Source organism: Ochrobactrum teleogrylli, from assembly GCF_006376685.1.
In the GTDB taxonomy this organism is placed as follows: Bacteria; Pseudomonadota; Alphaproteobacteria; order Rhizobiales; family Rhizobiaceae; genus Brucella; species Brucella teleogrylli.
This window is the reverse complement of record NZ_VEWL01000013.1, coordinates 54,286-76,564: the sequence shown is the minus strand read 5'-3', so window position 1 is coordinate 76,564 and position 22,279 is coordinate 54,286. Positions and strand designations below refer to the sequence as shown.

Below are 22,279 nucleotides of genomic sequence, written 5' to 3'. Positions count from 1 at the left end.
CGGTGGCCATACGGAACTTAACCATCCCGGATGGCCGACACAAAAGGTTACTCGTCGATCCCTTTGGTGCCCCGCCGCTTCAGGTACTTGTCCCAATAAAAGTCGTCCGCATTCTCTGCCGTCACAATCGACAGCCCATTGTCGACGAATGGAATGCTCATCGGATTGAAGCCGGAACGCTTGGAGTCGTTCATCGGGTCAATGAGTTCGGGATGCTTGGCGAGCCACAGCATCATGAAGCCCATATAGCCTTGCATGCCCTGATTAGGGTTAATCGAGCCGAACACTTGTCCAGCCTTGATCATATCGAGGATGTTGGCATTGACGTCGGCACACATGACGAGGATCTTGCCGCCGCTTTCCTGATTGGCTTGGGAGGCCCCGATCGCCGAGTTGGCTTCCGGCATGAAAACCGCGCCCAGGTTTGGGTGTGCCTGAACCAGACTCATAAGCCCCTGATAGGCCTTGTTAGGGTCCTGGTTGGAGGCTGCGCGACCAACGAGCTTCATGTCTGGATATTTTTCCTCCATCCGGGCGATGAAAGCCGCTATGCGCTTGTCATGGTTGTCCTGACCCGGATTTTCAAGAACGGCATATTCGCCCTTGCCGCCCATCTTCTTTGCAATCGCGTCAGCGGCATAGGTGCCTTCGCGGGTATTGTCCGAAGTGATGAACGAAATACGTTTCGAGAGTGGTGAGTCCGCAGCGAAAGTGACGACGGCAGTGCCCTGATCAATCGCCCGGTTGATCGGCTCAACGAAGGGGTCCGAGTTCATCGGATGGACAAGAATGCCCGCCGGATTTTGAGCCAGCGCCTGATCGAAGGTTGCGATTTGCTTGTTGACGTCATATTCCGGCGTGCCGGTATAGGCTGTCTCGCAACCGAACTGCTGACCGGCTTGTTTGAACATCTCGTAAACCGGGAACCAATATTCGACGCCCGAAACCATGACGTTCATGACATATTTTTCGCCCGGCTTGCAGCGAAACGGGTTTTCCGTTTCCGCGCTTGCCACGCCGGTGAATAGCGTCGTTGCTAGGATCGCCGCTGCGGATGTGCTTAGAAAATTGCGCAAGTTCCCTCCTTGAGGCCGAAGCCCCTCCCAATATCCTTTGTCGCCCTACCGAGCGGCCGATGAACCCTGAAGACCGAACCTCCTCCTCGAAATTCGGTAAAGCCAGATAATCGGAAGAAATTTGCTATGTCAATATAATTCACATAATGAAATATATTTCACACCACCCCGAGAAGCGTCGAGTACAAGTTGCTAACCCTGCGCGGGAAAAATCTTTGATGTTGTTATAAGCGCTGATGAGAAGGGCAGGTATGCGTGACGCGGATATGTGGCAGAACCATCAAGCAAAGTAGAATGATGGTGAAACGCCTATTGAATAGATGCGGTGCAAGCGGCACTAGAACATTTCCAGCAAAAGTGCGTAGCGCCTACGCGGGGAAATCAGTCCACTGGACTGATTTCTGATCCCGCTTTGATACGTAGGATAATGCGTAAAAACCAATAGATAGAGCGGTTCCTCGATTCCGTTTTAACCGGAACCGCTCTAGAACACCCGCTTCCACCGTCAGCTGTCATCAATGTGTGATTATAGCTTGCGCCTGCTATAGTCCCAAAGGGATTTATTGCTTGACGAAACGGCAATGGCGCCCTCTTTCATTGCCTTTGCTACATCGGTCTCATCACAGATAAAGCCGGAAGCTACGATAGGCGGGAGACGGCGTTTGTCCTCTGCAGAGAGATAGCCGAGCATGGGCGATGGCATGATCTGCACCAGATTGGGCCCGCTTTGCGAAACCGCCTTCAGGCTGCGCGGCCAGGTGGACCGGTCGGTCACAAAGACTTTCTGCATGGTCAGAAGGCCGCATTGCGCGGCCTTCTGGATTGTTGGAACACGGGTCGACAGCAGAACCGAAATGCCAATCTCGGCAAGGAATTCGATAGCTCCCTTGTCCTGCGACAGGCCTTCGCAACTGTCGATGTTCAGAACGATCAGCTTGTTGCTTTTCTTAAGCGCGTTGAGCACTTCGGCCACATGGCGCAAGGCAATGTTGGCGACAATGCCCACTTCCGCCTTGCTGTCCAGAAATGCCTGAAGATTATCCACGCCGTAGAGCGTCGCCATGACTGGCGCCCGCAAAAGCCGCTCACCGATCGTTCTGTCCAAAGTCATTCCATCATTTTCCGTCTCTTGGCATGTCGAGCGAAAGTCCGAGCTTGCCGGGGTTAAGCAGATTGTCCGGGTCGAGCGCCTTCTTCACCGTTTCAAGGAGAGGAAACGCAGAACCCAGAGCGTCCTTCATGTAAGGCGCGCGGAGCAGTCCGACGCCGTGGTGATGGCTCAAGGCTGCACCATACTTGATTAGAACGGCATTGGCAGCATCCCAGGCAGCACGATACCATTCGGCGCGCTTTTCCACTTCCACGTCGCCACGCAGCGAGAAATAGAGGCAGGCGCCGTCGACATAGGCATGCGACTGATGCGCCGAACCGGCCAGCGTCCCCGGCACTGCATTGATGGCAGCGACGACCTCGTCGTAGATCGCAGGCAGATCGCGCCAGCATCCCGTCATTTCCAGCGTATCGGCAACAAAGCCCGGGCTGCGCTTGAAGCCTTCGGCGCTCTTGCCAGTCAGATAGCGCGTGTCGAGCCACTTTTCGAAGATCGTGTCACCATCGAGCTTGTCGCCGAGTTCGGCGCAAACCTTCTCGCTGATCGCCATCACGGCGTCGACCATTTCCTGAGCGCCTTCATCGGCGATCAACAGCACGTTGCTTTCCGGCAGGCCGAACTGCACACCGCTTTCCAGCTCGTCGTAAAGACGCAGTGCTGCGGGATTGGCGCCGCCCTGCATGATGCGGCGGCAGGCTTCCAGACCGATGCCGAAGCTCTTGAAGCCATAAGCGATCGCGCGGGCATAATCCGGCAGACGATGCAGTTTAAAGCGCGCCTTCACGATAATGCCGAGCGTGCCTTCCGAACCAATGAATAGCTGCTGGAGATCGGGTCCGATGGCTGCACGGGCATAGTTTCCAACCGTCACCAGCGAACCGTCCGCCAGCACGACTTCCATGCCGTACACCATGTCCTCGATCTTGCCATAGCGTGTCGAAAGCTGACCTGCGCCGCGGCAAGCGATCCAGCCGCCCACGGTGCTGATACCGAATGAGGACGGCCAATGGCCCATGGTCATGCCAAAGTCGCGCTGGATCATCTCCTCGAAAATGTCGCCGAACATGCCAGCTTCAACTTCAACGATCTGGCTGTCCGCATCGAAGCTGACGAAACGGTTGAGATTGCAGACATCGAGCACGATACCGCCGCGTAACGGGAGTGCCGCGCCGGTAACGTTGGAGCGCCCGGCAGAAACCGTAACCGGAACTTTTGCTTCATGCGCAAGGCGCATGACGGACTGAACCTGTTCGACCGTCGAAACGCGAACGAATACGCCGTCAACCGTTGCAGGCTTTCCACCCGTTTCCGCGACCATGGTGCGCGCCCACCAGTCGCGGGTGTTCACGACGACATCTTCGCGCGCTGTCAGAACTTCGTCTGCAACGCCCCGCAGCTTTTCAACGAGAGCAGCGTCTACGGCAACGGCGTTCTGAGCCAGATCGGCCTCGGTGCCGATTTCCTTGATGCTGCCGGCATAATGCGGCTGGGTCGGTGCGCCAACGACATAATTTCCACGATTATAACCGCGTTTGATGGCTTCCTTGCTGATCATATTCAGTTCGCTCCTATGAGAATGGATTTTTCTTTTTCGGTCGCAGCCACATAAGCGGCGACCTGACGGTCGATTTCGGTTTGGGGGAGACCAAGCTCCTCACCCAGCAAAGCGCCCACCTTGGCGGCGGCACGGGCGGAAGCATCGCGCGCCATCAGGCGGGCACGCATACGACGCGACAGCACGTCGTCGACGGTCCGGGCAAGTTCATGCCGGGCGGCGTAGATGACTTCGCCGCCGGTATAGGGCAACCCTTCCACAATCGGTTGGCCAAGTTCAGGACGAGCGGCCATCAGATCACTGACGAAGCGCGATTCCGTACCGTAACGTTCGCCCAGATGCGCCTCCATGCCACCCGAAGCGACGATTGCCTGCGCGTCATAACCGGCGGCACCGAGCAAAAAGGCTTTCTTGGTGGTGCAACGGCGGCGATCACCCAGAACTTTCGCGGCGGCATCCACCGTCTGTTCGGCCATATGGCGCGACGTCGTCAGCTTACCGCCCACAATCGTGACAAGGCCATCAGGCGCAACATGCACGGAATGGTCGCGTTTGACGTCCATGGTGCTGCCGCCCGATGAAGCGGCGACCAGCGGACGACATCCGGCAATGCTGCCGACGACATCATCTGGCGTCAGATCGATATTGAGCGCGCTGCAAGCGCCCTCGATCAGAAAATCGAGTTCTCGGCGGGTGCAATGCACATCATCGAGATCGCCCTGATAATCCTCATCGGTCGTGCCGAGATAGGAGACATTGCCCCAGCGCGTGATGGTCGCCCGGCGGCTACGGCCCGGCACGGGCACCGTCACCGTGCAGTCGTTGCGGATTTTCAGCCAGGGGATCGCCACGTGAACACCCTTTGCGGGGCGCACATGCAACGGCTTTTCGCCGTCCTTGCCAAGGCCCATCCAGTCGCGCAGCCATACGCCCGTCGCCATGATGACGGCCTTGGCGCGCACCCGAATTTCCTTGCCCTCGACGGTATGAACGATTGCGCCATCAACCCGGCCCGAACTGCGGGTGATCTCGGCAACTTTCGAGTGGTTGAGGACCGTCGCCCCATGAAAACCGGCCGAGCGGGCAAGCGCCAGCGTCAGGCGCGCATCGTCGACGCGGGCATCAAAATACATCAGGCCACCGCGCAGATACTCGTCCTTGAAGGTCGGGCAATGCGCCAGCACTTCCGCCGCAGTCAGCTTCTGATGCAGGATGCCTTCGCGCCATCCGCCTGCCAGATCATAGGTCCAGAGCAAGCCTTCAAACGCCTTGGCAAAGCGCGAGTCGAACACACCATCCCTTTCAAGAATGGGGAACAGGAAAGGCAGGCGCTGCACCAGATGGCTTGCGTTGCGGCGCAGGCGTTGGCGCTCCAGCAGGGAATGACGAACCAGCCCAAGATTGCCCTGTTCGATATAGCGCAAGCCGCCATGCACCATCTTGGAGGATTTCGATGATGTACCGGATGCAAAATCATCCTTCTCGACCAGCGCAACACGAAAGCCGCGCAGACTTGCGTCGAAGGCGCAGTAAGCCCCGGTCACGCCGCCGCCGACGATGAGAATATCGTAGGTTTCGGTGGCAAGACGGTCTTCCTGTTCCGAACGGTTCAGCCGCAGCGGTTCGGTGCGGATCATCCGGGCGCGATCCTTGTCCGCGCGCCGGGAGCGCAGATTCAGCATTTCAACTCCTGTTTAATGATAGTGACCGGATCGAACGCGTGCGACTTCCTCTTCCGTGAGGGAATGCCACCGCGCTCTGCGGTCCTGTCTTTCCGCTTCGCTGATCTTGGGGATAAAAAGATTGCCTTCGGGCAGCGTGCCGCGAGCTTCAGCAAGGTCGCTCCAGAGCAAGCCATCGCTGCCTGCCAGAAATGCGGTTCCCCGCAGGCTCGCGCGATCCTGATCCGCCATGCGCCGCACCGGCACACCGCTGAGATCGGCCTGCAGCTGAAGCAGCGTATCGCTGGAGGAAAGCCCTCCGCCTGCCACCACTTCCCGAACCGGAACGCCCGCCACTTTAGAGCTCGCCTCCGCACAGGAAACGACCGAATGCGCAATACCTTCCAGAATGGCATGAGCAAGATGCGCCCGGCTATGTGCCATCGAGAGCCCGGTCAGTGATGCCCGGCCATCGGGAACGATGTTCGGCTGGCGCAATCCCGTCAGGGTCGGCATGAAGAACAGGCCATCGGAAGACGGTACAGTTGCAGCCAGTTCGCTGATTTCCTTGGCATTCTCGAACCAGCGCATTTCATTACAGAGCCAGTTGAGCGCCGATCCGGTTGTGGCGGCATAGGTCTCGACCGCAAAATGCGAGAGGTTCTCGCTCCGCCACGCCGTCATGGTGAAAGTTGCCTCGTAGAGGCCGGGATTCTTTGGCGTCTGTTTTCCGATCACAAGATCGACGAAACTGCCCGTACCGTGTACGCACATGGCTTGCCCTGCATCGTGACAGCCAAGACCGACAAGACCACCGAGCTGATCGCCGCAAGACGCCTTGATCGGCACGCGGATCCCGAGAATATCCTGCCGCGTATAACCGAAATCGTCAGCGTCCTGTTTCAGCTCCGGCAACAGCTCCGGCGGAAAATCCTGCGCCTCCACCCATTCGGTGAAGTAGCGGTTCTCAGCGAGAATATAGGCACCGGCAGAAGTCGCGTTCGTCGGTGTGGTGACGGCCTTGCGTTCTTCGGACAGATTCCACAGCAACCACGTGTCGACCGTGCCGAAAGCAAGCCTTTTCGCCTTCCATGCCTCGCGCACGACGGGCGTCTCCTGCATGTGGCGCGCCGCCCATAAATAGATCGCGCGTCCGCCCACAGGACGTCCGGCAAGCGACACGAGTTTCGCGTCCCAGATGGCTCCGAGTGGTTTCAGTTCTTCGGCATAGCGCGAATCCTGCCAGACCATGGCGGGAACCAGCGCCCGGCCCGTTTGCGTATCCCACAGAACACCGGTGGCGCGTTGCGTGGCGATTGCCATTGCAGCAATCTCCACGCCCGCATCGCGTGCGGCTGCAATGGTCTTGCCGCACACTTCGATGGTCTTTTGCAAAAGAACATCGGCGTCCTGCTCCACCACGTTGTGACGTGGTGAAGAGACGGCAAGCGTCGTGTAATTGACGGCGGAGACCGAACCGTCGGCCGCGACGAGCGCGGCCCTGGTTCCGGACGTTCCTTCATCAATGGCCAGAATGGCCTGTCTGCGTCCGTTCACATTATCCTCCGTTGTTACCGGTCGCCTTCGAACTGCGGCGCATTTGGCTCGTCATCTGGGCTGACCTTGGTGCGGGTCGGATCCCACTGAATGATTGAGCAGATGATGCAAGCGATCAGTGGAACCACCGACAGGATCAGGAATGTCGGGCCGAGGCCGTAGCTCTCACGAAAGAGCGGAAAGACCAGCAGGCCAAGGGCCGCTCCCATGGCGCCGAGTGCACCGATGATGCCGTTGGCGCCCGCACGCAGTTCGCTTCGGAACGAGAGCGACGACAGGCTCTTGCCGTTTGCGCCCGGACCACCAGAATGGAACAGGATGAACAGAGAAGGCACGATCACTGCAAGCCAGGTCGGCATGGTGTCATGGAATAGGCCCATGATGACAAGCATGACGAAGACTGCACCAAAACCGATGGCGGAAGCCTTGCGCAGGCCAAGCACGCGCCCGATGACAGGCGAAGAAAAGCCGCCGATGATACCGAATACGTTGAACACCAGCGTGCCCAACATGGCATAGATGAAATCCTTGCCGAACAGCGCCGCACTGATGAGGGGTAGATACCAGCCCACAGCAAAATACTGGATGGATTGCCCGATCTGGACAGTGGCCGCTAGAATAGTGCGGGGCAGATAGATGCCACGGAAAATCAGGGCGACATTGGCAATGCCGCGGCGGGCCTGATTGAGAACCGGTAGACGGTCTTCCGGAAGAGCGGCAACGAAATCGCGATGATAGATGCGGGTCATCGCACGGGCAGCCTCTTCCAGCCTTTCCTTGCGGGCAAGCCAGATCGGGCTTTCGACCATGAACATTGCCTGAAGCACCATGATGGCAAAGGCAAAGATACCAGTGGCCGCGACGGAATAGCGCCAGATCGCATCACCCACATCCCAGCTGTAGAACAGCATGGCCAGAAGCACATTGGTACAAACGGCTGTGTACCAGATGCCCTGCCATGTATTGAGACGGCTGCGCAGGCGCGCAGGGGTGAACTCGGCAAGGACGGCCATGGCGATGGCAAAGTCGATACCGTAGGCGGCGCCAACGAAGAAGCGTCCCAACAGAATGACTTCATAGGAATGCGCGGTCATCACCAGCACTGCGCCGATGAGCGCGATGAGCTTTGCGAATATCAGCGGGCGCATACGCCCCCAACGGTCGGCAATCCAGCCACCAATCGGATTGAACGCGATCGACACCCACGCGGCGAATGAGGTCATCAATGCGACCTGCGCCGCGTCCAGTCCCAGATCGCGTGTCATTGGCCCAAGGCCTGCGCTCAATGCCGAATTGGCGAAGGCATCAAGAAACAGGCCACCAAGGGCGAGCCACCAGATGACACCGGCGCGGCCTCGAATGCCGTCATTCGCATCTATGTAGGAAATGATATCCGGTACGCCCCTAAGGGCTATTTTGCTTCCGTGCATTACGGCGTCCTCCCAACGTCGCTATGACATCTGCAAGAGGACTTATCCGGATTCCAGACGCAATAAGACCACCCTTGCAGATGGTCTTAAGTCTTCAGTCTGCACTTGTAGTTATAGCCACTTTTTATGAGGAGTCAATGCACCACTTTTATCGCAGAAGCGATGCTGGATAACGCCGCGCTGAAGGAGGACGCACGGGCGGGCCAGCGCCGGGTATGCTGCGACATAGTCGGATGCGTAAGAGCTTGGCCGCAATCAAGACTTCAGCGCGCCAAGCAACTCTAGCAGCCCGGCTTTCAATGCCGCGACATCATCCTCTTCGGCGCGCAACGCAATCTCGTTCATCGCGCCGTTGAGCAGTATGGCAAGCATAGTCGGGCCAGCTGAGAAGCGGATGGCGCCGGCATCGATCGCCTCTTCTACGCCGATGCGGAGGAGATCAAAGGAAAGTTCGCGATCAAGCGCTTCCCATCTTTCGCGCCCGAGTACACCTGGCGCATCGATAACAAGTATGCGACGGCTGTCCGGTCGGACCATAAAGTCAATCCACGAGAGAGAACCCTGCTCCAGCGCCTCGACAGGATTGGTCAAATCCTCGGTTGCGATTCGGATCGCCTCAGCCGCATCAACGGCGAGATCGCGACACACCGCCTCGAACAAATCCGACTTGTCCCGATAGTGATGGTAGAGCGCGCCCCGTGTCACACCGGCTGCGGCTATGATCGCCTCCGTGCTGGTTTGCGCATAGCCTTCCCGGGCAAACAGTGTTCGCGCCGCAGCAACCAACCGCCCCTTGGTCTGGCTCGTGCGAAGTTCATTCTTGGTCATTTCCGCTTCCTTCGGAATTTCATTGACAGACAGTCTGTTTGTTTTTAAGTCTGCCATGGAAACAGATAGTCTGTTTGTTTATAATAGGCAAGGAGGCCAGTATGCGATTTACCGACCGCTACCCCATCATCGTCACCCCAAACAAAAACGCGGCACGCGACTTTTGGGCAAAATATCTTGAGTTTGAGGTGGCTTTCGATAGTTCATGGTTTTGCCTGCTCGTCGCAGAGGGCGGAACGGCCTCAATCGCCTTCATGACACCCGATCATCCTTCGTCGCCCCCCGGCCCCGAAATCTACACCGGAAGCGGACTCTGCTTCGAAATGGAAGTTGCGGACGCAAAGGCCGCCCATGAGGAACTGGCAGGCAGGGGGCTGCCAATTACTTATCCGCTCACTGAAGAGCCTTTCGGCCAGCGCCGCTTTGGCTTCGCAGATCCAACTGGCTTGTGGGTGGATGTGGTCGAGCAAATCGCGCCGCAAAGCGGCTTCTGGGACAAATATATGGTGTGATCCACACAATTCATCATCGCTCTCTAAACCGTGAGATGGTTCCGCGCCCTTTGTGTGTCGAGAACCTCCGCTGGACCGTCCAGAACGATCTCACCACGGTCCATGATATAAACATGGTCGGCGAGTTCGCGACAGAAATCGAGATATTGTTCGACCAGAAGAATGGCCATGCCGGTGGAATCACGCAGATAGCGGATGGCGCGACCAATATCCTTTATGATGGAAGGCTGGATGCCTTCCGTCGGCTCGTCGAGCACCAGAATACGCGGTTTCAGCACCATGGCGCGACCGATTGCCAATTGCTGCTGCTGGCCGCCGGACAGATCGCCGCCGCGACGCGGCAGCATATCCTTCAGCACCGGAAAGAGATTGAATATCTCGTCGGGAATGAAGCGTTCCGAGCGTTTGAGCAAGGCATAGCCGGTTTCGAGATTTTCCTTCACCGTTAACAGCGGAAAGATCTCGCGCCCCTGCGGAACATAGCCCATGCCGCGGCTGGCGCGCGCATAGGGCGGCAGGCCCTTCATGTCTTCATTGTCGAACACGACATGCCCACCGCTCAGCGCCTGCTGTCCGGTGATGGCGCGCAGCAGGCTGGACTTGCCAACACCGTTGCGACCCAGAACACAGGTAATGCGCCCCGCCTCCGCCTTCAGCGATACCCCGCGCAGGGCCTGCGCCGCGCCATAGTGAAGGCTCACATTTTCAACGCTCAACATCTGTAGCCTTTCTAGCGCCCAAGGTAATTTTCGATCACCTTCGGATCGGAACTGACAAAATCGATAGACCCTTCGGCAAGCACGCTGCCTTCTGCGAGACAGGTCACCTTGACCCCCAGCTCGCGGATGAAGCCCATATCGTGCTCCACCACCACAACCGAACGCGTTTTCGCAATCTCTTTCAGCAGGATGGCCGTCTCGGCGGTTTCGGCATCCGTCATGCCCGCCACTGGCTCGTCGACCAGCAGAAGCTTGGGCTCCTGCGCCAGTAGCATGCCGATTTCGAGCCATTGTTTCTGCCCGTGCGAAAGATTGGCGGCGAGTTCGTCGCGCCGCGCCCATAGCCGCACCGTCTTCAATATTTCTTCGATGCGCTCGCGATCCGCCTTGTCCTGCCGGTAGAGCAATGTCGCCCACACACCGCGCTTGCGGTCCAGCGCAAGCGCGATATTGTCCCAGACACTGTGGCTCTCGAACACGGTCGGCTTCTGGAATTTGCGGCCAATGCCGATCTGGGCGATATCGGCCTCGTCCTTCCTGGTCAGATCGATATTGCCCTCGAAGAAAACCTCGCCCTCATCCGGTTTCGTCTTGCCGGTAATGATATCCATCATCGTCGTCTTGCCCGCGCCATTCGGGCCGATAATGGCGCGCAGCTCGCCCGGTTCGATGACGAAGGACAGCGAATTCAGCGCCTTGAAACCGTCGAAGGAGACGGACACGCCGTTGAGATAGAGCAGGCTGTTGGTGCTTTCGGTCATGATGTCTCTCACTCCGCAGCCGATGCTTGCAGTTTGGCCTCATCGCCGGATGGGGCTGTTGCCGGTTTGCGCGACGCCATGAAGGCGCGAAACGTGCCGACAATCCCTTTCGGCAGGAACAGGGTAACGGCAACGAAGAGCGCGCCCAGCACGAACAGCCACATTTCCGGGAAAGCCGTTGTGAAGACGCTCTTGCCGAAATTGACCAGCACGGCCCCGATCACCGGCCCGACCAGTGTTGCCCGTCCGCCCACGGCCGTCCAGATCACAACCTCAATAGAATTCGCTGGCGTGAATTCGCCCGGATTGATGATGCCGACCTGCGGAACATAAAGCGCGCCCGCCACAGCCGCCATTATCGCCGAAACCGTGAAGATGAAGAGCTTGTAGTTTTCCGGACGGTAGCCCAGAAAACGCGTGCGGCTTTCCGCGTCGCGCACGCTGACCAGCACCTTGCCGAATTTCGATTTGACGACTGCCGAACTGAAGATCAGCGCGACGGCCAGCACGAGTGCGGAAGCAGCGAAGAGTGCGGCGCGCGTACTGTCTGCCTGAATGTTGAAACCCAGAATATCCTTGAAATCGGTCAGGCCGTTATTGCCGCCGAAACCCATCTCGTTGCGGAAAAAGGCCAGCATCAGGGCATAGGTCATCGCCTGCGTGATGATCGACAGGTATACACCGGTGACGCGGGAGCGGAAGGCGAACCAGCCGAAGACGAAAGCCAGAAGCCCCGGCACCAGCAGCACCATCAGCAAAGCAAACCAGAAATGATCGAAGCCGAACCAGTACCACGGCAGTTCCTTCCAATTGAGGAACACCATGAAATCCGGCAGGCCGGGATTGCCATAGACGCCGCGCGCGCCGATCTGCCGCACCAGATACATGCCCATGGCATAGCCGCCGAGTGCGAAGAAGGCGGCATGGCCGAGCGAGAGAATGCCGCAAAAACCCCAGACCAGATCAAGCGCCAGCGCCAGCATGGCATAGGTCAGATATTTGCCGATGAGCGACACCATATAGGTCGGCACATGCAGCGGATGATCCGGCGCCGTCAGCAGATTGAGAGCCGGAACGACCAGCGCAGCCGCGATCAGGATTGCAGCGGCGATAAAGACACCGCGGTCGAGTTTTTTGAACAGAAATGCCGTGATCATGCTTCCACCGCCCTGCCCTTGAGAGCGAACAAACCGCGCGGGCGCTTCTGGATAAAGAGAATGATGAGGACCAGCACCAGAATCTTGCCGAGCACCGCGCCGGCATAAGGTTCGAGGAACTTGTTCAATATACCGAGCGAGAAGGCGCCGACGAGTGTACCCCACAAATTGCCGACACCGCCGAACACCACCACCATGAAGCTGTCGATGATATAACCCTGCCCGAGATTGGGCGACACATTATCGATCTGCGACAGGGCCACGCCCGCCATGCCGGCAATACCGGAACCGAGCGCAAAGGTGAAAGCATCGACATAAGGCGTGCGAATGCCCATTGACGACGCCATGCGGCGGTTCTGCGTGACGGCGCGCATTTGCAGGCCGAAGTTCGACCGCTTCAAGACGGCCAGCAGCGTGAAAAACACGGCCAGCGAAAACACGATAATCCACAGGCGGTTCCAGGTCACGGTCATGCCGCCGAGTTCGAAAGCACCCGACATCCAGGAGGGATTGCCGACTTCACGGTTGGTCGGCCCGAACACCGAGCGCACAGCCTGTTGCAGGATGAGCGAAATGCCCCATGTCGCCAGCAATGTTTCCAGCGGACGACCATAGAGAAAGCGGATGACGCCGCGCTCGATCACCAGACCGACCAGCGCGGTAAACAGGAACGCCAAAGGCAGGGCGATGGCCAGCGACCAGTCGAACAGGCCGGGATAGCTGGTGCGGATGACCTCCTGCACCATGAAAGTGACATAGGCGCCCAGCATGACCATTTCGCCATGCGCCATGTTGATGATGCCCATGACGCCGAAGGTAATGGCAAGGCCGATGGCCGCAAGCAGCAGGACGGAGCCGAGCGACAGCCCGTACCAGACATTCTGCCCGGCGTCCCAGAAAGCCTGCCTTTGTTCGATATGAACGATGGCTGTATCGAGCGCGGCGGCAAGCTCTGGCTGCGCATTGGCGCGGGCGGCATTCAAAACCGACAAAGTGGAACGATCGCCATTGTTCTGAAGAAACTGCGTCGCCTTGAGCTTGTTGGCAACCGGACGGTCCGATGCCAGCAGCGCCGCAGCCTGCGCCTTTTCCAGAAGGGCGCGGATCGCGTCGTCCTGTTCCTTGGCCAGTGCCGCCTCGATCGGCTCAAGCGCATCCGCATCGGCGCTTGCGGCAACGATCTCCGCAGCCTTCAGCCGTTCGGCCCGGTTGGGGCTCATCAGCGTGAGACCGCCCAAGGCCGTGCGAACCGCGCGGCGGACGGAATTGTTGACCTTGACCTTGTCCATCGCGGCTTTGGGCGCTTCACCCGTCGCCTCTCCGCTGACAGGATCGGTAAGCTGGAAATTAGCGCCGGATGCTTTCGTGATGAAGACGCGACCATCCGACTTGCGTGCATAAAGATCGCCATCGCCAAGCGCGTTCAGCACAGGCACGACGCGCGTGTCGCCGGTACCCGCAAGCGCGGAAATTCGTTCCTGCATCTGGGCAAAATTCGCCTTGCCCAACGCATCGACAAGCCCCTGAAATTCATCCGCCCGGGCTGTCGTCGCCAGCACGGCAAACAGGACGGACAGGACGAGCAAGACGGCCCGTATCCGGCGCTCCATGGCTGATTTCCTTCACTATAACTGCAGTTTCGATTTTCGCTCCATTGGGGCCTAAGTGTCTGAATCAAAAAGAGTCAGGCCGTGGCGAAAATGGTGATTTCGAGAACCGGAGCGCAGCGTACATTTGGGTACGTGAGCACCGGAAGCGCAGAAATTGCCATTTGCAGACCGGCATGGCGTTTTTTGGATCGGACACTTGATTGCAAGGGGCGGGCCCGTTCTGCCCGCCCTCTGCATCCCCCGTTATCAGGAGCCGCCCTGACCGCCGCACTTGCCCGTTTCGACGTTAAAGTTGCCGCAGGACATCGGCTTGCGCCAATCGGAGATCAGGTTCTTGGAATCCGGCAGATAATCGGACCATTCGTCACCGACGATCAGGCCCGGCGTCTGGCTGACGATTTCAAACTGACCGTTGGACTGGATTTCGCCGATCAGCACCGGCTTGGTGATGTGATGGTTCGGCATCATGGTCGAATAGCCACCCGAAAGATTAGGTACGGAAACGCCGACCAGCGCGTCGATCACCGCATCCTGATCCGTGGTTCCGGCCTTTTCGACGGCCTTCAGCCACATGTTGAAACCGATGAACGATGCTTCCATCGGATCGTTGGTGACGCGCTTGTCGTCCTTGGTATAAGCGCGCCAGGTTTCAATGAACTTGGCGTTGGTCGGATTATCGACGGATTGGAAATAGTTCCAGGCTGCGAGATGGCCGACCAGCGGCGCGGTGTCGATACCGGCCAGTTCTTCCTCACCGACCGAGAAGGCCACGACCGGGATATCTTCCGCCTTCACGCCCTGATTGGCGAGTTCCTTATAGAACGGCACATTGGCATCGCCATTGACGGTCGAAACCACGGCGGTCTTCTTGCCTGCACCGCCAAAACCCTTGATCGCCGCCACTTCCGTCTGCCAGTCGGAGAAACCGAACGGCGTGTAGTTGACGCGGATGTCCTCCGGCTTCACGCCCTTGGACAGCAGATAGGCTTCCAGAATCTTGTTGGTCGTGCGCGGATAGACATAGTCGGTGCCTTCCAGAACCCAGCGTTCGACGCCTTCGTTTTCCATCAGGTAATCGACAGCGGGTATGGCCTGCTGGTTGGGCGCCGCACCGGTATAGAACACGTTGCGCTCGGATTCCTCGCCTTCATATTGCACCGGATAGAACAGGATATTGTTCAGTTCCTTGAAGACCGGCAGGACCGATTTGCGCGACACCGAGGTCCAGCAGCCGAACACGGCCGCGACCTTGTCCTGGGAAATGAGCTGGCGGGCCTTTTCCGCGAAAAGCGGCCAGTCCGAAGCCGGATCGACGACGACAGCCTCGAGCTTCTTGCCCAGAAGGCCGCCCTTCTTGTTCTGCTCTTCTATGAGCATCAGCATGGCGTCCTTGAGCGTCGTTTCCGAGATCGCCATCGTGCCCGACAGCGAATGGAGAATACCGACCTTGATCGTGTCTTCTTCGGCGAGTGCGCCAGAAAGGCTAGGGATGGTGAGCGCGCTTGCAAAAAGTGCGGCAAGCATCTGCGACCGGAATGTCATTGCGTGTCCCTCTCTGTTGGTTGGTCCCGATTTTTCGGGTTACTGCCAACTATTGGGGAGAGGGAGCCGTTTCCTTATACGTTAAATGACGTAGTTACCGGGGTGAAACATGCATTAGCACGATGCATGAGAGAATTTACCTGCTATCTCTCTTTGAAACGGCACAGCAAGGAGCCGGAGGGGAAATGGAGCAGCATGGCAGCGCGGCAACGCATCATCCCGGTCCGACGGGAATATAACCGCTGGGTCGCGGATGAAACGCTGGAAGATTACGCGCTGCGCTTCACCGCGAAAAGCGCGCGCCGCTTTTCGTCCAATCGCATTGCCCATACCGCCATCGGCGCGATTTCCTTCCTCGCGCTCGAAGCCATCGGCGGCGCGATCACGCTATCCTACGGCACCAGCAACGCCATAGCCGCCATCATTGTCGCAAGCCTCGTCATGCTGGCGGTCGGCCTGCCGATCAGCCGCTATGCCATACGCCACGGCGTCGACATCGACCTTCTGACACGCGGCGCGAGTTTTGGCTATATCGGATCGACCGTCACCTCGCTCATCTACGCGACCTTCACCTTCCTGCTCTTCGCCATCGAAGCTTCCATCATGTCGGGCGCTCTGGAACTGGCCTTCGGCATCCCGATGTGGATCGGCTATGTCATCAGCGCCGTCGTGGTGATACCGCTCGTCACCTATGGCGTGCGTATGATCAGCCGCTTTCAGATTGCAACCCAGCCCTTCTGGATCGCGCTCAATATTCTGCCCTTCATCTTCATCGCACTGGCAGACTGGGGAAAGTTCGACCTCTGGCTGACCTTCTCCGGCGTTCAGGCTGGATTTACCGGCGGCGACAGCGCGCCCTTCGTGCTGGCGCAGTTCGGCGCCGCTTCGGCAGTCATTCTGGCACTGATGGCGCAGATCGGCGAACAGGTCGATTTCCTGCGCTTTCTTCCCCCTGAAGGCCAACGCAAATGGCGGCACAAGATCGCGGTCTTTCTCGCCGGTCCCGGCTGGGTCGTGCTCGGCGCGCCCAAACTGCTGGCCGGATCGTTTCTGGTCGTACTGACACTGAGCGCCGGTGTTCCCGCCGATGTCGCAGCTGATCCGGCGCATATGTATCTGACGGCTTTCGGCTATATGATCCCGTCCCATACGGCGGCCTTGCTGTTGACCGTCGCCTTCGTCGTGGTCTCGCAACTAAAGATCAACGTCATGAACGCCTATGCCGGATCGCTGGCGTGGTCTAACTTCTTTTCCCGCCTGACGCACAGTCATCCCGGGCGCGTCGTCTGGCTAGTGTTCAATGTGTGTATCGGCCTTCTTCTGATGCAGCTTGGCATTTACAAGGTGCTGGAACAGACGCTCGGCGTCTTCTCCATCGTTGCCATGGCCTGGCTTTCCACGATTTCCGCCGATCTCTTCATCAACAAACGTCTTGGCCTGTCGCCGCCCGGTATCGAATTCAAACGCGCTCATCTCTATGACATCAACCCGGTTGGCACCGGCACCATGGCCATTGCATCATTCGCGGCATTGGCCGCCCATTTCGGGGCGTTTGGCACCATGGCCGCAGCGCTTGCGCCTTTCATCGCGCTTCTGGTGGCCTTCATCGTTTCACCGCTGATCGCGTGGAAAACAGGCGGCAAATATTACCTCGCCCGCAAGCCCCGCCAAAGCTGGCAAAGCAAGCTCGCTATCACCTGTTCGGTCTGCGAGCATGATTTCGAGCCGGAGGACATGGCCTGGTGTCCGGCCTATGCGGCCCCGATCTGCTCGCTGTGCTGTTCGCTCGACAGCCGCTGCCACGATCTTTGCAAACCGAAAGCGCATCTGCGCGCCCAAAGCGCCAAAGTAGCCAATGCGCTGCTGCCCGCCGCCGTCATCGAAAAGCTTTCGACGCGGCTCGGGCGCTATGCCGTGACGGTTGCGGTTTCCATGGCATTTCTCGCTACCATCCTTGCGCTCGTCGCCTATCATGCGGGCGCGGCATCGCCGGAAACTGCGCAGGTCGTCAATCGCACGATCCTGATCGTTTTTTTTGTTCTGGCGCTGATCGCCGTCATAGTCTGCTGGTTCTATGTGTTGGCGCATGACAGCCGCATCGTTGCGGAAGAGGAATCCTCGCGACAGACCGCACTTCTTTTAAAGGAAATCTCCGCACACAAAAGAACCGACGCGGCGCTGCAACAGGCCAAGGACAATGCGGAAGCCGCCAATCGCGCCAAAAGCCGCTATGTCGTTGGCCTCAGCCACGAATTGCGGACACCGCTCAACGCGGTGCTGGGTTACGCGCAGATATTGGAGCGCGATGAAACGATTCCCCCAGCCCGGCAGCCTTCGATCAAGCTGATCCGCCGCAGCGCCGATCACCTTTCGGGCCTTATCGACGGGCTTCTCGATATATCCAAAATCGAAACCGGCCATTTGCAGGTCTATTCCAACGAAATCAATCTGCATGATTTTCTCGACCAGATCATCGACATGTTGAAGCCGCAGGCCGAAGCCAAGGGCATAAATTTCCACTACCGCAAGGCCGAAGCGCTGCCGCAATATGTGCGCACTGACGAAAAGCGCCTGCGTCAGATTCTAGTCAATCTGCTCACCAATGCGATCAAGTTCACCGAGAAAGGGGAAGTCGCGTTGGAGATTGCCTATCGCAATCAGGTCGCCACCTTCAGGATCATGGATACCGGACGCGGCATTGCGGACAAGGACCTTGAGCGCGTTTTCGAACCCTTCCAGCGCGGCGAGGCCGAACATACCCGCCATCTGCCGGGCCTCGGTCTCGGCCTGACCATCACCAAACTCCTGACCAATACGCTTGGCGGTGAGCTTTCCGTCACCAGCGCCTATGGCAAGGGGTCCACATTTCAGGTTCGATTGATGCTGGGCGCCATCGACCGCCCGATCAATCTGGCCGCACCGACGCGAAAAATCCAGAACTATACCGGCCCGCGGCGCACCCTCATTGTGGTGGACGACAATGACGATCATTGCGCGCTGATGCGTGAAATCCTGACGCCGCTTGATTTCATCGTACTGACTGCCAAAAGCGGAACGGAATGCCTGACACTGATCGAAGGTATTCGTCCCGACCTCTATTTTATCGACATCCGAATGCCGCAGATGAATGGCTGGGAACTGGTGACCCGCCTGCGCGAGAAAGGCGAGAGTGCGCCGATCATCATGCTCTCGGCCAATATCGGCGACGGCACCCGGCCCGACAGCCTGCCGGACAATGCGCATAACGACACGCTGACGAAACCATTCGATATCCGGCAGATTCACGCCAAACTGGCGGTGCATCTGGGTATCGACTGGGTTTACGAAGAGAACCAGGAAAAAAAACCGCAGTCGCGCGCTACAAGCATCAACAGCCCCGCGATTGCCGATTTGCAGGAACTGATCCGTTTGGGGGAGATCGGCTATGTTCGCGGCATCGAAGCCAAGCTCGCCCTTCTGGCGCAGGATGAACACCTTCAACCCTTCGTCGACAACGCGCGCGAATATATACGCGCCTTCAACATGTCGGGCTACGATATGTTCTTGCGCAATCTGGAACAGAAAATGGATAACCGGCCATGAGCGTTCTTCCCCGCGACACGGTTCTTATCGTTGACGATTCTCCGCAGACGCTCGGCTTCCTGACCGAAGCGCTGGAACAGGCTGGCTACTCCGTGCTGATCGCAACATCCGGCAGCGCTGCGCTTGGCATTGCTGAACGTATCACACCGGACATGATCCTGATGGATGCAATTATGCCCGGAATGGACGGGTTCGAGACCTGCCGCCGGCTCAAGGCAAATCCAGCCATCTCGCAGGTGCCCATCGTATTCATGACCGGCCTGACAGAAACTGAACATATCGTCCATGCGCTGGAAGCGGGCGGTGTCGACTATTTGACCAAGCCCATCAATATTGATGAGCTGCGGGCGCGCATAAGGGTGCATCTCACCAATGCCCGCTCCGTGCAGAGTGCCCGCGTCGCGCTCGACGCCAGTGGCAGACATCTGTTTGCGGTGGACCGTGACGGCGCCATTCTCTGGTCCACGCCGCAGGCGATGCGCCTGATGGATAGTGCCAGTGAGAATGGGAACGGCCAGCTGCTTTTGCAGCAAAAATGCGCCGAGTTGCTACGGGCACGGGACCGACAAGGAATCTCCAATGATAGCCCGGAATTCGTCACGACCAACGGGCAGATATCCCTGCAACTGGCGCATCTCGGTTCGACCGGTCCCAATGAGTTTTTGTTCCGGCTGACTGCGATCAGCGAAAACGGCGAACAGGACATGCTACGCCGTCACTTTGGCCTGACGGCGCGAGAAAGCGATGTTTTACTTTGGGTAGCCCATGGAAAAACAAATCGTGACATCGGCACTATTCTCGACCTGAGCGCTCGCACTGTGAACAAACATCTGGAGCAAATCTATATTAAACTTGGGGTCGAGAACCGTGCGGCAGCAGCTGTGAAGGCTACCATCGTTCTTCATAGATAAAAGCTTGGCACTCCAGGAAGCGCCATTTTTACTTCTGCGTGAACAGAGAGCTTGAGTTGCATTATTTGCGATCAGAAAAATTTTCAGCGTTCGCAACTGCTGCGGCGAAGAGTTCGTCTCGGGATCGGGTCCCGACCCCACTTTGCAAGCCCTCGTCAACGAAGTGCTGCATAGCGGCAATTTTATCGCTGCGCATCTGATCTTTACGGATCAAATCGCGCACATAGTCGCTCGCGTTTGAATAGCGTCCTGTCTTTGCCTGCGCCTCAACCCATTCTTTCATCGGATGAGGGAGCGATACGTTCATGGTTGCCATTTAAGTCTCCCTTCTTTGGCTTACATTGTGCATTGGCAAAGTTTGTCAATTCAATTTCAACGACTCTGCCGCAGTGACTATGTGCCGAAGTTGTGGCAACGAAGGAGGATGAAAGCACTCAGAGCATCATTACGTGATAATCAGATTGCGACCACCTTTGTGGCGTTTATCTGCGCGTTTTTGATGCTTCAGGGAATGCTGTCGGGCTTCACACGCAGCGCCATGGCTGGAAGTGAATACGAGAATGTATTCGGAGTAATCTGCTCGACCGCCGGAGCAGGTCATCTGCAGGCCAATGAAGATGACCACAAAACGCCGTCCAAATCTGGTGATTGCCCGTGTGCCTCTCTTTGCCGACTGGCATCGAGTGCCCTGCAAGTTGCGCTGACACCCACCCAGGCGTCTTTTCAGGAGCCCATTCGCAGCACCGGTCTGGTCCGATATTCAGTAATCTCTGCAGCCTCCAGTCCCCAATTAAGTTTCTATTCTGAAGCCAGAGCTCCGCCGCCAATCTCCTGAACAGTTCACCTGGCGCAACCCGCCACATGAAATTCAGGAGAATTGCAATGTCTGAAGACACTCAAGGCACGGCGCATTTTGCGTCCGCCCCATCCGATCTCTATCGTGCCGTTTGGCGCTGGCATTTCTATGCCGGTCTGCTTGTCCTTCCCTTTATGATCACATTGGCAATAACAGGTGCTCTGTACCTGTTTCAGAACGAACTCGACGGGATCATTCACGCCGACCTCAAGCGCGTCCAAGTTCAGGAAACTTCAAAAGTTTCTCCATCGGCAATGGTGGAAGCATCTCTCGCAGCCGTACCGGGAACCGCGATCAAATTTACCGATCCGGCAAGCCCGAACAGCTCTGCCGAGATAATAGTAAGCACGCCGGACAATGGGAAGGTCGCTGTCTACGTAAACCCTTATTCGGGAAGTGTGCTTGGATCGTTGCCTGATCGTGGCACAGTGATGTGGACAGTCCGATATCTGCACAGTCTGAAATATTTTGGGTCCTACGCCAGAATGGCGATTGAGATTGCCGCGGGATGGGCGATACTTCTGGTGGAAACCGGAATTTATCTCTGGTGGCCACGAAAGCAGTCCGGCGGTGTTGTGAGCGTGCGGGGCACCCCATCAAAACGTGTGTTCTGGAGAGATACGCATGCGGTAACCGGTATCGTTGTTGGTTTCTTTATCGTTTTCCTTGCCGTTACAGGAATGCCATGGTCTGGCGTGTGGGGTGGGAAGGTAAACGAATGGGCGAATGGCAACAATTTCGGATATCCTGCTGGCGTCCGTGTTGCCGTTCCAATGTCCGATGAACACCTGGATCATATTGCCAAAACAAGCTGGTCGCTTGAACAGGCGCAGGTTCCCATGTCGTCGGGCGACCATGACCAAATGAGTTCCATCGGCCTTGATAAAGCCGTGGCAAAATTTGACGATCTTGGGCTTCATCACGGTTACGCTGTCAATATTCCAACAACTCCGACGGGTGTATTTACCGGATCGGTCTACCCCGATGATCTGTCGCAACAACGGGTTGTCCACCTCGATCAATATTCAGGAAATGTTTTGATCGATATGAGCTATGCAGACTATGGGCCGTTTGGAAAAGCGCTGGAATGGGGCATTAATACCCATATGGGCCAGCAGTTCGGTCTCGCCAACCAGATTATCCTGGCGCTTGCCTGTATTGGCATCGTGCTCTTGGCGGTTTCAGCCGGGGTTATGTGGTGGAAGCGGCGTCCCGAAGGCTCTCTTGGCGTTCCGCCGATGCCGGGTGACAGACGGGTATTCAGGGGACTGTTGCTTATTCTCGTGATTGGCGGAATTGTGTTCCCACTCGTGGGAGCGTCCCTGCTCGTGATGCTCGTCCTTGACTGGATTTACACGCGCTGGCGAGACCGAGCGAGAGCCAATCGAAAAGCACAAGCCTAGCATCCACT

Annotated in this window: 18 protein-coding genes; 5 read left to right on the top strand and 13 right to left on the bottom strand. The window is 57.6% G+C overall.

The genetic code is table 11. From position 1 onward, the window contains the following. Positions 1-47 precede the first annotated feature (47 nt). From FIC94_RS18175 to FIC94_RS18145, 7 genes are all read right to left on the bottom strand, one after another. On the bottom strand, positions 48-1,076 hold the full coding sequence (locus FIC94_RS18175; RefSeq protein WP_140025915.1) for a substrate-binding domain-containing protein: 1,029 nt from the start codon (positions 1,074-1,076) through the stop codon (positions 48-50). Between the two features lie 526 nt (positions 1,077-1,602). Next, entirely contained in the window at positions 1,603-2,187 is a 585-nt protein-coding gene (locus FIC94_RS18170) for a glycerol-3-phosphate responsive antiterminator (RefSeq protein ID WP_140025914.1), read from the bottom strand. A 4-nt stretch (positions 2,188-2,191) separates the two neighbouring features. Then, complete coding sequence (locus FIC94_RS18165) at positions 2,192-3,742, bottom strand: FAD-binding oxidoreductase (protein WP_140025913.1); 1,551 nt, start codon at positions 3,740-3,742, stop codon at positions 2,192-2,194. A gap of 2 nt (positions 3,743-3,744) precedes the next feature. Next, a complete protein-coding gene (locus FIC94_RS18160; protein ID WP_140025912.1) occupies positions 3,745-5,424 on the bottom strand; it encodes a glycerol-3-phosphate dehydrogenase/oxidase in 1,680 nt (559 codons plus the stop codon). A gap of 12 nt (positions 5,425-5,436) precedes the next feature. Continuing rightward, positions 5,437-6,960 carry an FGGY-family carbohydrate kinase gene (locus FIC94_RS18155; protein WP_140025911.1) on the bottom strand — a complete coding sequence of 508 codons (1,524 nt, stop codon included), beginning with the start codon at positions 6,958-6,960 and terminating at the stop codon, positions 5,437-5,439. Positions 6,961-6,974: 14 nt separating this feature from the next. After that, on the bottom strand, positions 6,975-8,390 hold the full coding sequence (locus FIC94_RS18150; protein ID WP_140025910.1) for an MFS transporter: 1,416 nt from the start codon (positions 8,388-8,390) through the stop codon (positions 6,975-6,977). A gap of 255 nt (positions 8,391-8,645) precedes the next feature. Beyond that, positions 8,646-9,218 (bottom strand): TetR/AcrR family transcriptional regulator, encoded by a 573-nt coding sequence (locus FIC94_RS18145; RefSeq protein WP_180918048.1) that lies wholly within the window; start codon positions 9,216-9,218, stop codon positions 8,646-8,648. A gap of 101 nt (positions 9,219-9,319) precedes the next feature. Between FIC94_RS18145 and FIC94_RS18140 the strand changes: the two genes are divergently transcribed. Further along, entirely contained in the window at positions 9,320-9,730 is a 411-nt protein-coding gene (locus FIC94_RS18140; RefSeq protein WP_140025908.1) for a VOC family protein, read from the top strand. A gap of 23 nt (positions 9,731-9,753) precedes the next feature. Here FIC94_RS18140 and urtE read toward each other — a convergent pair whose 3' ends face one another. The 5 genes from urtE to urtA form a co-directional block, all read right to left on the bottom strand. After that, entirely contained in the window at positions 9,754-10,449 is a 696-nt protein-coding gene (urtE, locus tag FIC94_RS18135; protein ID WP_109366279.1) for an urea ABC transporter ATP-binding subunit UrtE, read from the bottom strand. An 11-nt stretch (positions 10,450-10,460) separates the two neighbouring features. Continuing rightward, positions 10,461-11,210, bottom strand: coding sequence for an urea ABC transporter ATP-binding protein UrtD (gene urtD / locus FIC94_RS18130; protein WP_140025907.1), 750 nt, complete (start codon positions 11,208-11,210; stop codon positions 10,461-10,463). Between the two features lie 8 nt (positions 11,211-11,218). After that, positions 11,219-12,367 (bottom strand): urea ABC transporter permease subunit UrtC, encoded by a 1,149-nt coding sequence (gene urtC / locus FIC94_RS18125; RefSeq protein WP_140025906.1) that lies wholly within the window; start codon positions 12,365-12,367, stop codon positions 11,219-11,221. After that, the gene (gene urtB, locus FIC94_RS18120; RefSeq protein ID WP_140025905.1) at positions 12,364-13,977 is read right to left on the bottom strand and encodes an urea ABC transporter permease subunit UrtB; all 1,614 of its coding nucleotides are present in this window, start codon (positions 13,975-13,977) and stop codon (positions 12,364-12,366) included. The genes urtC and urtB overlap by 4 nt, the downstream gene beginning before the upstream one ends. Before the next feature lie 246 nt (positions 13,978-14,223). Continuing rightward, entirely contained in the window at positions 14,224-15,501 is a 1,278-nt protein-coding gene (gene urtA, locus FIC94_RS18115) for an urea ABC transporter substrate-binding protein (RefSeq protein ID WP_371830842.1), read from the bottom strand. Between the two features lie 213 nt (positions 15,502-15,714). Between urtA and FIC94_RS18110 the strand changes: the two genes are divergently transcribed. Both FIC94_RS18110 and FIC94_RS18105 read left to right on the top strand, forming a co-directional pair. Next, a complete protein-coding gene (locus FIC94_RS18110; RefSeq protein WP_140025904.1) occupies positions 15,715-19,101 on the top strand; it encodes a hybrid sensor histidine kinase/response regulator in 3,387 nt (1,128 codons plus the stop codon). Then, the gene (locus FIC94_RS18105) at positions 19,098-20,012 is read left to right on the top strand and encodes a response regulator transcription factor (RefSeq protein ID WP_109366285.1); all 915 of its coding nucleotides are present in this window, start codon (positions 19,098-19,100) and stop codon (positions 20,010-20,012) included. Before FIC94_RS18110 ends, FIC94_RS18105 begins: the two co-directional genes overlap by 4 nt. Positions 20,013-20,073: 61 nt before the next feature. Here the strand turns inward: FIC94_RS18105 and FIC94_RS18100 are convergent, their stop codons facing one another. Beyond that, positions 20,074-20,328, bottom strand: a complete 255-nt coding sequence (locus FIC94_RS18100; RefSeq protein ID WP_109366286.1) for a type II toxin-antitoxin system ParD family antitoxin — start codon at positions 20,326-20,328, stop codon at positions 20,074-20,076. Positions 20,329-20,436: 108 nt separating this feature from the next. On the opposite strand from FIC94_RS18100, the gene FIC94_RS18095 reads away from it, so the two are divergent. Together FIC94_RS18095 and FIC94_RS18090 are read left to right on the top strand one after the other, a co-directional pair. After that, positions 20,437-20,847 carry a DUF2946 family protein gene (locus FIC94_RS18095; RefSeq protein ID WP_180918046.1) on the top strand — a complete coding sequence of 137 codons (411 nt, stop codon included), beginning with the start codon at positions 20,437-20,439 and terminating at the stop codon, positions 20,845-20,847. A 47-nt stretch (positions 20,848-20,894) separates the two neighbouring features. Next, a complete protein-coding gene (locus FIC94_RS18090) occupies positions 20,895-22,271 on the top strand; it encodes a PepSY-associated TM helix domain-containing protein (protein WP_140025902.1) in 1,377 nt (458 codons plus the stop codon). Positions 22,272-22,279: the final 8 nt, after the last annotated feature.

Excerpts from the sequence above, each read along its gene's own strand:
- FIC94_RS18100 (WP_109366286.1), bottom strand. The coding sequence starts at position 20,328 with ATGGCAACCATGAACGTATCGCTCCCTCATCCGATGAAAGAATGGGTT.
- FIC94_RS18105 (WP_109366285.1), top strand. The coding sequence starts at position 19,098 with ATGAGCGTTCTTCCCCGCGACACGGTTCTTATCGTTGACGATTCTCCG.
- urtB (WP_140025905.1), bottom strand. The coding sequence starts at position 13,977 with ATGGAGCGCCGGATACGGGCCGTCTTGCTCGTCCTGTCCGTCCTGTTT.
- FIC94_RS18150 (WP_140025910.1), bottom strand. The coding sequence starts at position 8,390 with ATGCACGGAAGCAAAATAGCCCTTAGGGGCGTACCGGATATCATTTCC.
- FIC94_RS18170 (WP_140025914.1), bottom strand. The coding sequence starts at position 2,187 with ATGACTTTGGACAGAACGATCGGTGAGCGGCTTTTGCGGGCGCCAGTC.
- FIC94_RS18090 (WP_140025902.1), top strand. The coding sequence starts at position 20,895 with ATGTCTGAAGACACTCAAGGCACGGCGCATTTTGCGTCCGCCCCATCC.
- FIC94_RS18165 (WP_140025913.1), bottom strand. The coding sequence starts at position 3,742 with ATGATCAGCAAGGAAGCCATCAAACGCGGTTATAATCGTGGAAATTAT.
- FIC94_RS18110 (WP_140025904.1), top strand. The coding sequence starts at position 15,715 with ATGGCAGCGCGGCAACGCATCATCCCGGTCCGACGGGAATATAACCGC.
- FIC94_RS18140 (WP_140025908.1), top strand. The coding sequence starts at position 9,320 with ATGCGATTTACCGACCGCTACCCCATCATCGTCACCCCAAACAAAAAC.
- urtA (WP_371830842.1), bottom strand. The coding sequence starts at position 15,501 with ATGCTTGCCGCACTTTTTGCAAGCGCGCTCACCATCCCTAGCCTTTCT.
- FIC94_RS18145 (WP_180918048.1), bottom strand. The coding sequence starts at position 9,218 with ATGACCAAGAATGAACTTCGCACGAGCCAGACCAAGGGGCGGTTGGTT.
- FIC94_RS18095 (WP_180918046.1), top strand. The coding sequence starts at position 20,437 with ATGAAAGCACTCAGAGCATCATTACGTGATAATCAGATTGCGACCACC.
- urtD (WP_140025907.1), bottom strand. The coding sequence starts at position 11,210 with ATGACCGAAAGCACCAACAGCCTGCTCTATCTCAACGGCGTGTCCGTC.
- urtC (WP_140025906.1), bottom strand. The coding sequence starts at position 12,367 with ATGATCACGGCATTTCTGTTCAAAAAACTCGACCGCGGTGTCTTTATC.
- urtE (WP_109366279.1), bottom strand. The coding sequence starts at position 10,449 with ATGTTGAGCGTTGAAAATGTGAGCCTTCACTATGGCGCGGCGCAGGCC.
- FIC94_RS18160 (WP_140025912.1), bottom strand. The coding sequence starts at position 5,424 with ATGCTGAATCTGCGCTCCCGGCGCGCGGACAAGGATCGCGCCCGGATG.